Source organism: Christiangramia echinicola DSM 19838, from assembly GCF_000423065.1.
GTDB lineage: Bacteria > Bacteroidota > Bacteroidia > Flavobacteriales > Flavobacteriaceae > Christiangramia > Christiangramia echinicola.
The window spans coordinates 719,531-733,917 of record NZ_AUHG01000010.1; the positions used below are offsets into that span (position 1 = coordinate 719,531).

A 14,387-nucleotide genomic window follows, 5' to 3' on the forward strand; every position below is an offset into this window, starting at 1 on the left:
TAACTATGAATACAAGGCTACTAACCGTTTTCGTTCTGGTATTGTCTAATGCCATCTTTGCCCAAAAAAAGGATGCAGAAGAAGTAAGGGAGTTTTTCTGGGGAGCGAATGATGCTTACAAAAATGTCACCGAAGTTCCGGATAAATGGAAAAATGAATCGGCGGTGATCCTTTACAAAAATGTAAATCATGACTACCATAAATTTCTAAAGAATGTCACTTATGGCAGGTCTACCCGGGAACGTATCAAGTTACTGGACAAGGCGGCTGTTGAGCAATATTCAGAATTTACTTTTAATACTGAACTTAGATCCAGGCAGGGCTGGTCTCTATGGAATCTTGATGAAGGTGGTTTTGTAGGTCTTAAGATTATCAAACCTGATGGGACTGAAAGAGAAGTAGATGTGGAAGGTGAGCTGGTGGTGACAGACGGCGTTCAGAAGTTAGCAATTTCTAACCTGGAAGTCGGGGACATCCTTGATTACTATTCATATCACGAGAAACCTTATACCTGGTATTCTTCCATTAATTTCGATGCGGTAGAAGTTGTGCTGGCAGATGAATATCCCGTTGTAGATTATAAGTTCTACCTGGAAACTGAAAATGATTTTTTCGTCAAGTTCAATTCTTTGAATGGTGCACCGGAACTGGAAAAAGTAGACACCGGGAAGAAAAATTTCAGAAAGTATCAGCTGGTGGCCAAAGATCTGCCTACCTATGATTTCCCGCGCTGGTTCTATCCTATGGCAGAAAAACCGGCCTATAAGTTCCATGTTTATTTTGCAACGAACAGGAAGTATGAAAAACATGCGAAAGCCTTTCTTCCGGAACAGGAAGATATCATACTTGAAAAAGTAGATATGGATATGGCTTTCGATTACTTTTCAGATAGACTCGAACCGGGTACGTATTATGGAGGTTTAAAGGAATTTTTAAAGGAAAATAGTTTTATGACCGACCGTGAAAAGGCAGCAGCTATGTATTATTATCTTAGACATGCGACTTTCACTAAATATGTGGAAGCGGCTTATGTTGATGAAGCTAATATTGCCGATTATCCTTTTTCACCTTATGGAATACCTATGATTTTGGATGATGATCAATCTTTTGTGAGATCATATGCGGCTGCTTTGAAGAAAGAAGATATAGATTTTGAAGTAGTTCTGGGAACTAATCGATATGATGGTACGCTTTCAGAAATATTGCTGAAAGAGAATATAAAGTTCTTTTTAAAGGTTAATACAGAGCCGGTACTCTATGCTTCATTTTTTAGTTCACACGGCGATATAGATCTGTTTCCGGTAGGGATGGAAGGAACCGAAGTATATCTTTTGCAACCGGATAAAAAAGGCAGACTAAAGGAGATAAAGAAAGGAAAGCTCCCGGTTTCGAAAAGCCATGATAACGAAGATTATTCAGAAGTAACTTTAAATATCAATGAAGATTTTAACGGCGTACATCTTAGTAACATTCATAAGTTCAAGGGACATCAAAAAGTGGCTGAACAGGACGAGAGAATGTATTATGCCGATTTTGTAAATGAAGATTATGAACGCTATGATACCGAGAATTTCCTGGGGCATGTGAAAAAGAAGAAACACCGGGAACGTTATGCCAAGGAAATGGAAGCCCTTGCTCAAAAGATCGAAAAAAGGAGAGCCGAGAAATTCGAGAATACTGCCGCAGCAACTTTAGACCTTCCTGAAATTGAAAATTATAAGTTCAATATTGAAAAAACCGGAAGATTTGGGAAGGATCAATATTTCGAGTATAAAGAAGAGTTTGATGCTCCAAATGCATTTGTGAAAAAGGCAGGACCAAATTATATACTGGAGATAGGGAAATTCATCGGTGGCCAGGTAGAGATCAAGGAAAAGGAAAAAGATCGTAAGGAGAATATATATATGAATTATCCTCGCGTTTACCGGAGTAAGATCGTATTTGAAATTCCTGAAGGCTATTCTGTTAGCGGATACGAAAATCTAAATGCCAGTGTGGAGAATGAGACCGGCGGCTTTACAAGTACCGCAACTCTGGAAGGAAGCAACCTTATTATTGAAACCTTTAAAGAATATAAGCACAATTTTGAACCAAATGAAAACTGGCCAAAAATGATCGAATTTCTTAACCAGGCGAATCAATTTACCAATGAAAAAATACTATTGAAGAAGACTTAGTGAGATCCACATTTCAGTTTAAATATCACCATATCAGCGGATAGTTTTTAATTTTGTGTTTCTTTTAATGAAATATTCTTAAATTCTATCTCGAAAATAAATAATCCGGGATCATACCCAGATTATTTTGGTCTAAACTTCACGTACGACCAGCTATTTAAACTGAAGAATATGAACAAAATTCTTATCTGGTCTATAAGTGCTGCCCTGGCCGGTTTTCTTTTTGGGTTTGATACTGTGGTGATCTCCGGTGCAGATAAACAACTGCAGGCATTATGGCAAACTTCAGATGCTTATCATGGTTCAATAGTTATGGCCATGGCGCTCTGGGGAACTGTGGTGGGAGCCATTTTTGGCGGAATTCCCACCAATAAGTTCGGGAGAAAGAACACCCTGCTTATTATTGGAGTTCTATATTTTGTTTCGGCAATTGGTTCTGCCTTTGCCAACGATCCAATCACCTTTGCAGTATTCAGATTCCTGGGCGGGCTGGGAGTTGGGGCTTCTACTATCGCCGCACCCGCATTTGTGTCTGAGATCGCCCCGGCGAATCAGCGGGGGAAACTGGTTTCTTTATACCAGTTCAATATCGTGCTGGGGATCCTAATCGCATTTTTATCTAATTACTTATTACGAAATACAGGGGCAGAACCCTGGAGATGGATGGTTGGGGTGGAAGCTATTCCGGCATTTTTATATATAGTTTTTGTATTCTTTATTCCGAGGAGTCCGCGTTGGCTGGTTTCTAAAGGCAGGTTGGCGGAAGCCGAAAAAGTGCTCGCTATCATCAATCCAGGAATAGATACAAAAGCTAAAGTTCAGGAAATAAAAGCGCTTGATGAGCAGGAAATTCTCGGGGAGAGCATCTTTATGAAAAAATATCGATTCCCTTTGATGCTGGCATTTTTGATCGCCTTCTTTAACCAGCTTTCTGGGATCAACGCTTTTCTTTACTATGCGCCACGGATATTTGAATCGGCCGGCCTTGGGGAAAGCACCGCTTTACTAAGTAGCATCGGGATTGGTGTGGTAAACCTGCTTTTCACCTTATTAGGTGTTTTTCTTATAGACAAACTGGGAAGAAAGCAACTCCTGCTTTACGGTTCCATTGGTTATATAATTTCATTATCACTTGTAGCGGCGGCTTTCTTCTTTAATTGGGGTGGAATGTCTGTGCCTATCTTTCTATTCCTGTTTATCGCCTCGCATGCCATAGGACAGGGAGCGGTGATCTGGGTCTTTATTTCAGAAATATTCCCGAATAGATTACGCGCTTCGGGACAGGCTTTCGGATCTTCCACGCACTGGGTGCTGGCGGCGATCATCCCTTCAACCATTCCGTATCTATTCACCACCATAGGCCCGGGATATGTATTTGCTTTTTTCGCCTTTATGATGGTATTACAGCTGATTTTCGTAATATTTATGATGCCAGAAACCAAGGGGAAATCACTGGAGGAACTAAGTGCGGAATTGTCTATTATCAAGTAGTTTTAAAATGATCAATATGAAAAAAATCATCGGTGTTATATGCTTAGCTGTATGTGTGTCAGCTAGCCTTTCCTGTAAAAAGGATAAAAAGAAAGAAGAAGATATTACCAAAGCTGAGGTGCAAAAGAACGAGGATTTTCGGCCTAATTTTCATTTCACGCCAAAAGCGAACTGGATGAACGATCCTAATGGTATGTTCTATTTAAACGGCACTTACCATCTGTATTTTCAGTATTACCCAGACGATAATGTATGGGGGCCAATGCACTGGGGGCATGCTACCAGTAAGGATATGGTCACCTGGGAGGAGCAGGACATCGCGTTGTATCCAGATGAAAAAGGATATATTTTCTCGGGTAGCGCCGTGGTAGAAAAAAAATTATACTTCCGGTTTTGGCGAGGAAGGAAAGACTCCGGTGGTGGCGATCTATACATATCATGATGCAGAAGCTGCCGAAAGAAAGGAAGATCATCAAACCCAGGCGATCGCTTATAGTCTGGACGAGGGGATGACCTGGACCAAATTTGAAGGCAATCCCGTGATCCCTAATCCCGGACTTATAGATTTTAGAGATCCCAAGGTGGTATGGGACGATATAAACGATCAATGGTTAATGGCACTGGCTACCCGTGAGAAAACCCTGTTTTATACTTCACAGGATCTTAAGGAATGGAAGAAACTTTCAGAATTTGGAGAGAATACGGGTGCGCATGACGGAGTTTGGGAATGTCCAGATATATTCCCGATGCAGGTGGAAGGTAGTGATGAGACCAAATGGGTATTGATACAAAGTCTTAATCCCGGTGGTTATAATGGTGGATCGGGGACCCAGTATTTTGTGGGTGATTTTGACGGCTCCACTTTTACGCCTGATAAGAATATGCAAGCGCTGGAAGAGAAACATCCATTCTGGATAGACTTTGGCCGGGATAATTATGCCGGGGTTACCTGGTCTAATATCCCTGATGAGGATGGTAGAAAATTGTTCCTGGGCTGGATGTCTAACTGGCTTTATGGAGAGAAAGTGCCTACCACCACGTGGAGAAGTTCCATGACCGTGGCCAGGGAGCTGAAACTTGTTAAGGATGAGGACCGCTATCTGGTAACTTCAGAGCCGGTAGAAGAACTTCAGAAATATCGCAGTACAGATCATATAAAAAAGGAGCTCAATGTAAACGGAAATTCTATCGCGCTTACTTCTGAAGATCTGGACCTGGCTAGAGCCGAGATACGATTTACGATCTCAGATCTCAAGGATGCCACCTATAATTTCAGGCTGGCGAATTCAGAAGGGGAGGAGTACATCATTTCCTATAACCATGCCCAGAAACAATTTAGTATGAACAGGTCTCATGCCGGGCAAACAGGATTTTCAGATAAATTCGCTACAGAGAATGCTACCGCACCGCGTATCTCCAATTCAGATAGCTTAAATGCGATCATTATCCTGGATAAGACGTCTATAGAGATGTTCTTTGACAATGGGAAAACAGTGATCACAGAGATCTTTTTCCCTAATTATCCATGGGATGAGTTTAGTTTTGCAGGGCTGGAAGAATTTACCGTTAGTGAACTTCAGGCTTATGAGCTGGAATTTCCGGGCAAGAAAGCGAAGCAACAACAGGAAGCTGAAAAGGAGAAAATGTAGGGACAGCACCAGGAATAAGAATAGGATTTTAAGCTAGAAAAAGATGAATATAAATGAATATAAAGATAGAACACCGCAATCCCAGTGTTGCCGAATATCAATTATTAAGAGGTTCCACAAACTGGGAGGAACTTAGCGATGCCACGGTAGAGAAAGGATTAGAGGGTTCGCTGTTTTCGGTCTGTTTTATGGTAGGCGGCGAGATGGCCGGCGCCGGCAGGATCATAGGAGATGGCGCGATATATTTCTATATCCAGGATGTGATCGTCCTCCCGGAATACCAGAAGACCGGGCTTGGGGATATGATCATGCAAGAGCTGGAAAGCTGGCTGAAGGACAATGCGCAAAAACATTCTTTTATCGGACTAATGGCTTCGGAAGGGGTCAAGGATTTCTATACCAGGTATGGTTATTCTGAACGTGGAGGACGTAAACCTGGAATGTTCAAGATGATGGAAAAATAGGTGGAGGCTGAAAAAATGATAATTTAGCGGCGCTACGAAAATGAATAAATTAAGCAGATGAGTAAAAAGATAAAGGCAGTATGTTTTGGAGAGGTTTTGTTCGATGTGTTCCCGGATAAGGAACGTATTGGCGGTGCACCGCTGAATGTAGCCAGCAGGCTAAGCAGTATGGGAGTGGAAACCGAAATGATAAGCAGGGTAGGCGACGACGAAAAAGGTCAGCAATTGCTGGATTACCTGCAATCCCGGAATATTAAAATAGCCAGTATCCATAAAGACAGTCACCATCCCACAGGTGCGGTGCAGGTCACGCTTTCTGCCAGTGGCTCGGCTACTTACGAGATCACCCATCCTTCTGCCTGGGATAAGATCACTATTTCTGAAGCTATGCTGAAATCTGTTAAGGAAGCTGATGCTTTTATCTTTGGGAGCCTGGTGGCCCGGGATGAGGTGAGCAGGAAGACTCTTTTTGAATTGATCCCGAAAGCGAAATACCGTGTGCTGGATTTTAATCTGCGTCCGCCGCATTATTCTGAAGACCTGCTGAAAGAATTAATACAACATGCCGAATTCATTAAATTTAATGATGACGAGCTTTTTGAGATCGCGGCGATGATGGGTTCCAAATACAATTCGCTGGAGCAGAACCTGCTTTTTATGGCGGTAAAGTCTAATGCAAAAACTATTTGTGTGACCAAAGGCAGGCATGGAGCAGTTTTGATGCACGATAAAAAACTGTATTACAATTCCGGTTATAAGATCAGGGTAAAAGATACGGTAGGTGCCGGTGATTCTTTCCTGGGAACTTTACTGGCCAGGTTACTTCAGGGTGAAGAACCTCAAACTGCCCTGGAAACTGCCTGTGCGGTGGGTGCTTTAGTAGCCGGGCAGGAGGGTGCTAATCCTGAGATCTCCCCGGAAACTATCCAGGCATTTATTGAACCTTATTAAAAAAAGCCTGTTTTCTGAATAATTGAAGATAGACTTAAAATTAGTTGAGGGAATGAATGCAAAAGAAAATTTTTTAATAGTTGGTGGCGGTTTAAGTGGTTTATCCCTGGCTTACGAATTATCTAAAAAAGGTATAAAAGCTACTATCCTGGAAGCTTCTTCCCGCCTTGGCGGACGTATACAAACCGAAAAAGGTGAAAAAGGAACGCCTTTGGAGTTGGGCGCCACTTGGTTTGGAGAGATGCATTCCAATCTTATAGATCTTATTAAGGAATTAGGATTAAAGAAATATCCGCAATATTCAGAAGGGATCTCGCTTTTTGAAACTAAATCTTTTGAGCCACCTCAAAAGTTCTTTGTGCCGGAATCTGAAGCTCCATCCTATAGAATTGCCGGTGGAACCCAAATGCTTACCGATACACTGGCGGAAAAGTTAAGCGGGAATGATATTCACCTCGATACCAAAGTGAAGGCCATAAAGCTCAACCAAGAGGAGCTGGAATTGCATACTGATAAAGATATTTTTAAAGCAGATAAGGTCATCCTTTGCCTGCCCCCGGAACTAACTTCGGGAATTGCATTTAGCCCGGGACTTCCTGCCGATCTGCAAGCCTTATTGCCCGGTGTGCAAACCTGGATGGCAGGATCTATCAAGTTTGCCCTGGAATTTGAGGAGCCTTTCTGGAGAAATGAAGGTTACTCGGGGATGCTGTTTAGTCATGCCGGTATCGTTACAGAAATGTATGATCATACCAACTACGAAAAGTCGAAATTTGGATTTACCGGCTTTCTTAATCCCGGTACCGCCGCGTATTCACAAGAAGTACGCAGGGAAAATGTGCTGAAACAACTACATAAGCTCCTGGGAGAGAAGGCTACGCAGCCTGTTTCTTATCATGATAAGATCTGGACAGATGAATTTATTACTACTGGAGGCCAGGATATACAAAGGCCGCATCAAAACAACGGGCATCCTCTGTTAAAAAAGGAATATATGAATGGCAAACTTTTTTTTAGCAATACTGAAACCGTTACCGAATATGCCGGTTATATGGAAGGAGCGGTGCTATCTTCCAGGGAGCTGCTCAAAAGATTAAGTTTATAGCAAGCTGCGTTGATAAGTCTTAAGAGTTAATTTTAGGTGCAAGGGTTAGTTTTCATAAATTAGCGTTTTCCTCATATCATCCTGTAACAAATATGAACGAATGATAAGGTTTTTGAGGATATAAAGTTGTACGCAAGCTAAAAAATCACAAAAATTGAACTATATGAGAACAAAAATGATTTGGGCAAATTTTGGTGTAGACGATATTGACAGAACACAGAAATTTTATCAGGAATTAGGGTTTGAGTTAAATGGACAACCCAGTAAAGAATTAGTAAGCTTTCTTTTTAGTGACAACGACTTTGTTATTCATTTTTTTAAAAAAGAGAAATTAAAAGAAAGCTTAGAAGGAGAATTGTCCGACTTATCTAAAGGAAACGAAATAATGTTTTCATTGTCAGCGGAAACCAAAAACGAATATGACGAGTGGGTAGAACTTATCAAAAACGCAGGTGGAAAAATCCACTTTGACTCTAATAATGACCGAAAAGAGTTTTATGATGAGAATGGTTTTTTTGTTTGTGTTTTTGCTGACCCAGACGGACACAAATTCAACCTACTATATAATGAAAACAAATAAAAGCCTGCGTACAACAACGATTCATCGCAAATAGCCGGCAGCCTTAGTAAGAAAACAATTAAATTTACTAACAAACCAGGTCTAAACCGACAACGCTGTGTGTCTTATACCGCCAACTGGTTATGATCTAGGCCGTTGTGCTTCATTATTTTATAAAGCTATTTGTTAAAAATCATATCTTTAAAGAAAGTATCAACATGATAAATTTCTTTAGAAAGATCCGTCAACAATTACTTGAAAAAAATAGGTTTAAAAAATATATAATTTATGCCTTTGGAGAAATTGTACTTGTAGTATTGGGAATATTGATCGCACTTCAAATAAATAATTGGAACCAAAACAGACTTAATGCAATTCACGAGAATAAAATTTTAAAAAATCTTAAAAAGGAATTAGTAAGAAATAACGAATTGAATGAATCATTGGTGATTAATAGGTTAGACAAGAAAATAGAAAGTCTAAAATTAGCAAAGAAATTCTGTGAAAATGAAATGATAGTGAAGGATACCCTAGAATTTTTAAATACCGTTTCCTACGGCGGCGTTTTTTCAGGTGGTCATATTTTTGGAGAGAGAAATTCCTATGATGAACTTATAAATACAGGAAATATACAGCTCATTAATAATGATTCTATAAAAAATTCTATTGCAAATTATTATGGTTATTTAAATGCAGTTAAGGACCGAGCGCAAGTACATTCAGGTCGTTTTTCAAGCTACACTTCAGAATTACGACCATTTGATACAGAAAATCCGAATTATATATCCAAATTTGACCAATTTGAAATGTTACAATCATTCAATTCTCCAGAATTCAGAAAATTGGTCGATCTTGAACTTTCCTACGCTTTTAAAGTAAGAGATTATATCAAAAATGTTAGAACGCAAGGTGATCAGACAATAAATCTTATAGAGAAAAAACTAAAAAATGAACTGTAAAAATAACGCAAGCACAACAACGATTCACCGCAAATAGACGGTACCGTTAGTAAGAAAATAATTTAATTCCTCAACAAACCAGTTCTAAACCGAAAAGTCCGCGTTCCCTACTCCGTCAACTGGCGATAACCTAGACCGGTGGCTGTAATTTTCAAACATGAACATAGAACAAATCTTCCAAGACCTAAAATTTGACCTGCAATCAATAAGTATAAAAGCAAATGAAAGACTACTTAAAGAAGAGCAAATTAGATCAAGTATTTATTGCTCTTTAAGAAACCAAGGTTATATAGTTGCTGCAGAAAGGAATTATGAAAAGAATTCAGAGGTTGAATGTGATTTAGTCTTTTGGAGAAATTCCAAACCAGAATCCGAATCCTGGATGGAAATAAAAACGGCTAGATATTCAAAAGCTAAAGATGATGTACGGAAATTAGATAAATTTGGAAAGAACAGCTGGAATAATGGAGAAAAGGGGCAATTTAATAGTTGGAAAAAAGATATTCAGAAATTTAATTTATTGAATAATATTGAGGTTGAAAAATATTTTGTACTTGTAGAACAATGCTTTGACGATTCACTTTTTGATAAAATGAATTCACAAAATTTATATGAGATAAAACAGCTTTTCGGAGAACTGAAATACAATAAAATAGAATTTGAGTTAAAATGGAACAAAGCCCCAGTAAATAAATGTATTGTAAGAATTTTTGAACTAAAAAACTACAGTAAACAACCGTTAATCGCCCACTAGCCGGCAGCCTTAGAAAGAAAATAATTAAATTCCTCAACAAACCAGGTCTAAACCGAGAACGCTGTGTGTCTTATACCGCCAACTGGTTATGATCTAGGCCGTTGTGCTTCATTTCATCAAGTTTCCTGGATAAAAATCATATATTAGAGAAACCAATCTCTAAGGATGAAATTCTTCAGAAAATTTCGACAATTGCTACTATCTGAAAATAAGATCAGCAAATATTTACTGTATGCGGTTGGAGAAATCATTCTTGTTGTTGTTGGAATTTTAATTGCGCTGCAAATTGGTCAATGGACCCGGGAAAGTGAAAACAGGGAACTTGAATTGACTATCCTAAAGGAAATTGAGAGCAACTTAAATGATGACCTGATTCAAATTCAAGGAGATATTTCGCTGATGCAGGAAATGGATAGAGCTTGCGTTAAATTAGAGAATGATATCGAAAATAAATCAACTCTCACTTCAGATTTTTCTGATAATGCAAGTTTATTAAGAGTGATGCCACACTATCAACCTAACCGCAGCGGATATGACCTCTTAGTATCTAAAGGTATATCTATGGTCTCCAATGATAATTTAAGAAATTCTATATCTACGCATTATGAAAACCTCCTCACTTATTATAAACGATATGAAGACGAAAGGTTTATGTTTCACATTAATATTAGCGAACCCAGATTACTGGAATATTTTAGTTTTGAATTCGACTTAAATAATAAATATTACTGGGTAGCGAATATATCTTTAGATGATTATGATAAAATGCTTGGCGATGAATCATTTGCTAAGGTTTTAAAGGCAATAGAATCTGAAAACAAACAAGTTCTTTCCCGCGCAAATAGGGTTGCCAACAGTATTGAAAAACAATTAAACATTTTAAGTATTGAAATTCAAAGCCTGGAAAATAAATAACGAAAGTATAATACCGTATAAAATTAATTGCCTGTTTTAGCCAATTTCCGAAAGTCCTCGCAGACTTTCTATCTGTGATTTATTTGCGAAGGTTAGTGATTAAAATACCCAACTAATCTAATACAGAACCGTGGTAAATAATTTTTACGCAACCATTTCGATTACATCGCATCTTCTATATAAAGCAATCAAATTATGAAAAAAATTATTCAAGTTTTAGTACTGTTGGTAGCCACATCTTATGGAATTATATCATGTGAAAAGGATGATGATATTGAAGAGACTGACTATATAACTGCTTCTATAAACAATAAGAATTGGGAAGGAACTCCTGAAATTTATATTGATACTAATGATAGTTTAACTTTACTGGGATACGGTAATGAGCAGCATATTTTTATTAAACTAAAATTTAAAGGAGAAGGAACTTACAACTTGGAAAATTCTCGAACTAATTACTACACTACAATAGGGGGAGATGTAATCACTAGTATTTACGTATTTGATGCAAATTCAACCTCACAATTAAAAATTACCAATTACGATTCAGAACTTAATATCTTAAAAGGAGAATTTGAAGTTTCTCTCGTGAAAGAGTGGAGTAATCCAGAAAACGATATTGAAAAAACAATTTTCAAGAATGGTAAATTAAGAGGTGCTATTCGTGATTGAGGAAGTAAAAACTATTTACAACAACTGTTCATCACCAATAGACGGTCGTGTTAAATAGAAAATAATTAATCTGACCAATAAACCAATAATAAGCCGGCAAATCTACTCCCTTACTCGGCCAACTGAGTTTAACCGAGACTGTTGTTCGCCATATATTAGAAAGCCTTGACTTACTTAGTTTTGTGACATCAAACTAAGAAACATGATACGGTTTTTATATTTTTGAAAAAAAAAGTGAGTTTCAAGCCTAAAAGAAAGTTAATAACCTATTTAAATATTTTAGATCAGCCTATAAAATTTAATCCATTCGTATTTAATAGAAATTTTTGGTTATGGGCTATTTTAGGATTAATTGGAGGTCTAATTGCAGGTTTATATTGGATAATTTTAGAATTATTAACACACCAGCTTGCATATTTTGAAGGATGGTTAGTTATCCCAACTATGGCTATTTGTGGGTTTCTAGCTGGAATTATTATTCATTTTATTGGAGATCCTGGAGAAATACATCTTATAGTAGATAATATTAGATTCAACAAAGGAAAGCTGGATCCTAAGAACAACCCTTCAATGATTTTGTCATCTCTACTTTGTGTTGGCTCTGGGGGAAGCCTCGGTCCTGAAGCACCTTTGGTTCAAGTCACAGGTTCTACAGGAACTTGGCTAGGAAAAATATTCAGACTTAAAGGGGAAGAATTGAGATCACTAAGTATAGCTGGTATGGCTTCCGGATTTACTGCTTTATTTGGTGCTCCTTTAGGAGGAAGTTTATTTTCTCTCGAAATTTTACACCACAAACATGCAGTTGAATATTATAAAGCAATTATTCCTGCGTTGGTAGCAAGTAGTTTCAGTTATGTTATTTTTGCCTTAATCATTCATCTGGGGCTTGGTGCTGTTTGGGATTTACCAAATTATGAATATTCGGGAACATTTGATTTTGCCCTTGCAGTTTTCTTTGCCATAGCTGCTACCGCTATTGGTTGGTGTTTTATTTATTGTACAAAAGTTTTTAAATTCCTATTTGAAAAGAAACCAATTCCTATTTATATCAAAACATTAATAGGTGGAATTTTATTGGGAGTAATATCTTATTACCTACCAATAACAAGATATTTTGGGCATCATGAAATCAATGAGTTATTAACTAGAAATTTTTCGGTTACGTTTTTAATATTAATCCTTTTATTTAAAATAATTGCCATTTCAATTACCGTAACTTCAGGTTGGAGAGGAGGTTTTATAATCCCATTATTTTTTGTTGGTACTACATTGGGATTGCTTATACATCAATTGTTTCCAAGTACTAATCTCACTTTGGCTATTATTAGTTGTATGGCAGGAATAAATGCTTGTGTTACCAGAACTCCTATGAGTACAACAATCTTATTAGCGACACTTACCGGTTTTTCCTACTTTATACCAATTTTATTTGCAAGTCTAACTGGCTATTTCTTAGCTCCAAAAATTCCATTTATTCGTTCTCAAATGGAGAATTGAAAAAAGTACCGCACGTAGCAACGATTCATCGCCAATAGGCGGCAGTCTTAGTAAGACAATAATTAAATTCTCCAACAAACCAGTTCCACGCCGGCAAGGTTGCGTTCCCTATTCCCACAACTGGCTATAAACGGAACCGTTGGCAAAAATTATTTAACTTAGAGCTGAAATAAATTCAAAATGAAAATACAATTCAGCTTTTTTCTCCTTTTAATATGTAGCTTAACTATTAATGCACAAGACCCTATCCCGAAAGCTAGTCAAGGAAAAATTGAACGAATTCAAAACTTTGAATCGAAATACGTCTCAAATAGGAATATTGACGTTTGGCTACCGGAAACGTATAATCCTAAATTCAAATACGCCGTTCTATATATGCATGATGGGCAAATGTTGTATGATGCTAAGAGCACCTGGAACAAACAAGCGTGGGACGTCGATTCAGCAGCTTCTGAATTAATTGATTCAGGTTCTATAAAGGATTTTATTATAGTGGGAATTTGGAATGGAGGAAGTACTAGACATTCTGAATACTTCCCACAAAAGCCTTATGAATCTTTGTCAGAAACCGAACGAGATACCGTGTCTAAACAACTTCAAAATTCACATGTACCTGTAAATGATCTTTTTAAACCGCAATCTGATAATTATTTGAAATTTATAGTTGAAGAATTAAAACCTTTCATAGATCAGAAATATTCAGTTTTATCCGATCTGAATAATACTTTTATTGCCGGTAGTAGTATGGGAGGGTTAATATCTATGTATGCGATTTGTGAATATCCTAATATTTTTGGTGGTGCGGCCTGCCTATCTACACATTGGACAGGAACTTTTACTCTTTATAACAATCCTGTACCTCGATCATTTTTAGATTACCTAGACCAAAATTTGCCCAACAGTAATAACCATAAAATCTATTTTGATACTGGGGATCAATCTTTAGATAGTTTATATCCAAATATTCAGAGAAAAGTGGACATTATATTGGAGAAAAATGGATTTTGTCACAACAACTGGATTACAGAATATTTTCCAGGAGAAAATCATAGTGAGAATGCCTGGTCAAAACGAATTCACATTCCATTAGAATTTTTATTACACAAATAACTAGTTTGTGTATGATTTGTGCGATTGGAAACCGTAGATTTTCAATTGAAGCAAATCAGTTGTTTAAATATACTATTTTTA

At 37.7% G+C, this 14,387-nt stretch carries 14 protein-coding genes; all 14 read left to right on the forward strand.

The genetic code is table 11. The features are described from left to right. Positions 1–5 precede the first annotated feature (5 nt). The 14 genes from G530_RS0103795 to G530_RS0103855 all read left to right on the forward strand — a co-directional run bounded on the left by G530_RS0103795 (position 6) and on the right by G530_RS0103855 (position 14,306). The gene (locus tag G530_RS0103795; RefSeq protein ID WP_026933267.1) at positions 6–2,177 is read left to right on the forward strand and encodes a hypothetical protein; all 2,172 of its coding nucleotides are present in this window, start codon (positions 6–8) and stop codon (positions 2,175–2,177) included. A gap of 171 nt (positions 2,178–2,348) precedes the next feature. Then, positions 2,349–3,668 (forward strand): sugar porter family MFS transporter, encoded by a 1,320-nt coding sequence (locus tag G530_RS0103800; protein ID WP_026933268.1) that lies wholly within the window; start codon positions 2,349–2,351, stop codon positions 3,666–3,668. 16 nt (positions 3,669–3,684) lie between these two features. Continuing rightward, positions 3,685–4,110: a glycoside hydrolase family 32 protein gene (locus G530_RS17870; RefSeq protein ID WP_276202543.1), complete on the forward strand. Its 426-nt coding sequence runs from the start codon at positions 3,685–3,687 to the stop codon at positions 4,108–4,110. Next, positions 4,088–5,317 (forward strand): glycoside hydrolase family 32 protein, encoded by a 1,230-nt coding sequence (locus tag G530_RS17875; protein WP_276202544.1) that lies wholly within the window; start codon positions 4,088–4,090, stop codon positions 5,315–5,317. Before G530_RS17870 ends, G530_RS17875 begins: the two co-directional genes overlap by 23 nt. A 53-nt stretch (positions 5,318–5,370) precedes the next feature. Beyond that, positions 5,371–5,781, forward strand: a complete 411-nt coding sequence (locus tag G530_RS0103810; RefSeq protein WP_026933269.1) for a GNAT family N-acetyltransferase — start codon at positions 5,371–5,373, stop codon at positions 5,779–5,781. Between the two features lie 57 nt (positions 5,782–5,838). Continuing rightward, complete coding sequence (locus G530_RS0103815) at positions 5,839–6,732, forward strand: carbohydrate kinase family protein (protein ID WP_026933270.1); 894 nt, start codon at positions 5,839–5,841, stop codon at positions 6,730–6,732. A 52-nt stretch (positions 6,733–6,784) separates the two neighbouring features. Beyond that, positions 6,785–7,837: a flavin monoamine oxidase family protein gene (locus G530_RS0103820; protein WP_026933271.1), complete on the forward strand. Its 1,053-nt coding sequence runs from the start codon at positions 6,785–6,787 to the stop codon at positions 7,835–7,837. A 163-nt stretch (positions 7,838–8,000) separates the two neighbouring features. Then, positions 8,001–8,417, forward strand: coding sequence for a VOC family protein (locus G530_RS0103825; protein WP_026933272.1), 417 nt, complete (start codon positions 8,001–8,003; stop codon positions 8,415–8,417). 197 nt (positions 8,418–8,614) lie between these two features. Continuing rightward, the gene (locus G530_RS17225; RefSeq protein WP_026933273.1) at positions 8,615–9,355 is read left to right on the forward strand and encodes a DUF6090 family protein; all 741 of its coding nucleotides are present in this window, start codon (positions 8,615–8,617) and stop codon (positions 9,353–9,355) included. Positions 9,356–9,512: 157 nt separating this feature from the next. Further along, positions 9,513–10,109, forward strand: coding sequence for a hypothetical protein (locus G530_RS0103835; protein ID WP_026933274.1), 597 nt, complete (start codon positions 9,513–9,515; stop codon positions 10,107–10,109). A gap of 165 nt (positions 10,110–10,274) precedes the next feature. Further along, positions 10,275–11,024, forward strand: coding sequence for a DUF6090 family protein (locus G530_RS0103840; RefSeq protein ID WP_026933275.1), 750 nt, complete (start codon positions 10,275–10,277; stop codon positions 11,022–11,024). A 195-nt stretch (positions 11,025–11,219) separates the two neighbouring features. Beyond that, the gene (locus tag G530_RS0103845; protein ID WP_026933276.1) at positions 11,220–11,696 is read left to right on the forward strand and encodes a DUF6252 domain-containing protein; all 477 of its coding nucleotides are present in this window, start codon (positions 11,220–11,222) and stop codon (positions 11,694–11,696) included. Between the two features lie 222 nt (positions 11,697–11,918). Beyond that, positions 11,919–13,196 (forward strand): chloride channel protein, encoded by a 1,278-nt coding sequence (locus G530_RS0103850; protein ID WP_422678744.1) that lies wholly within the window; start codon positions 11,919–11,921, stop codon positions 13,194–13,196. Between the two features lie 180 nt (positions 13,197–13,376). Further along, positions 13,377–14,306, forward strand: a complete 930-nt coding sequence (locus tag G530_RS0103855) for an alpha/beta hydrolase (protein ID WP_026933278.1) — start codon at positions 13,377–13,379, stop codon at positions 14,304–14,306. Positions 14,307–14,387 lie beyond the last annotated feature (81 nt).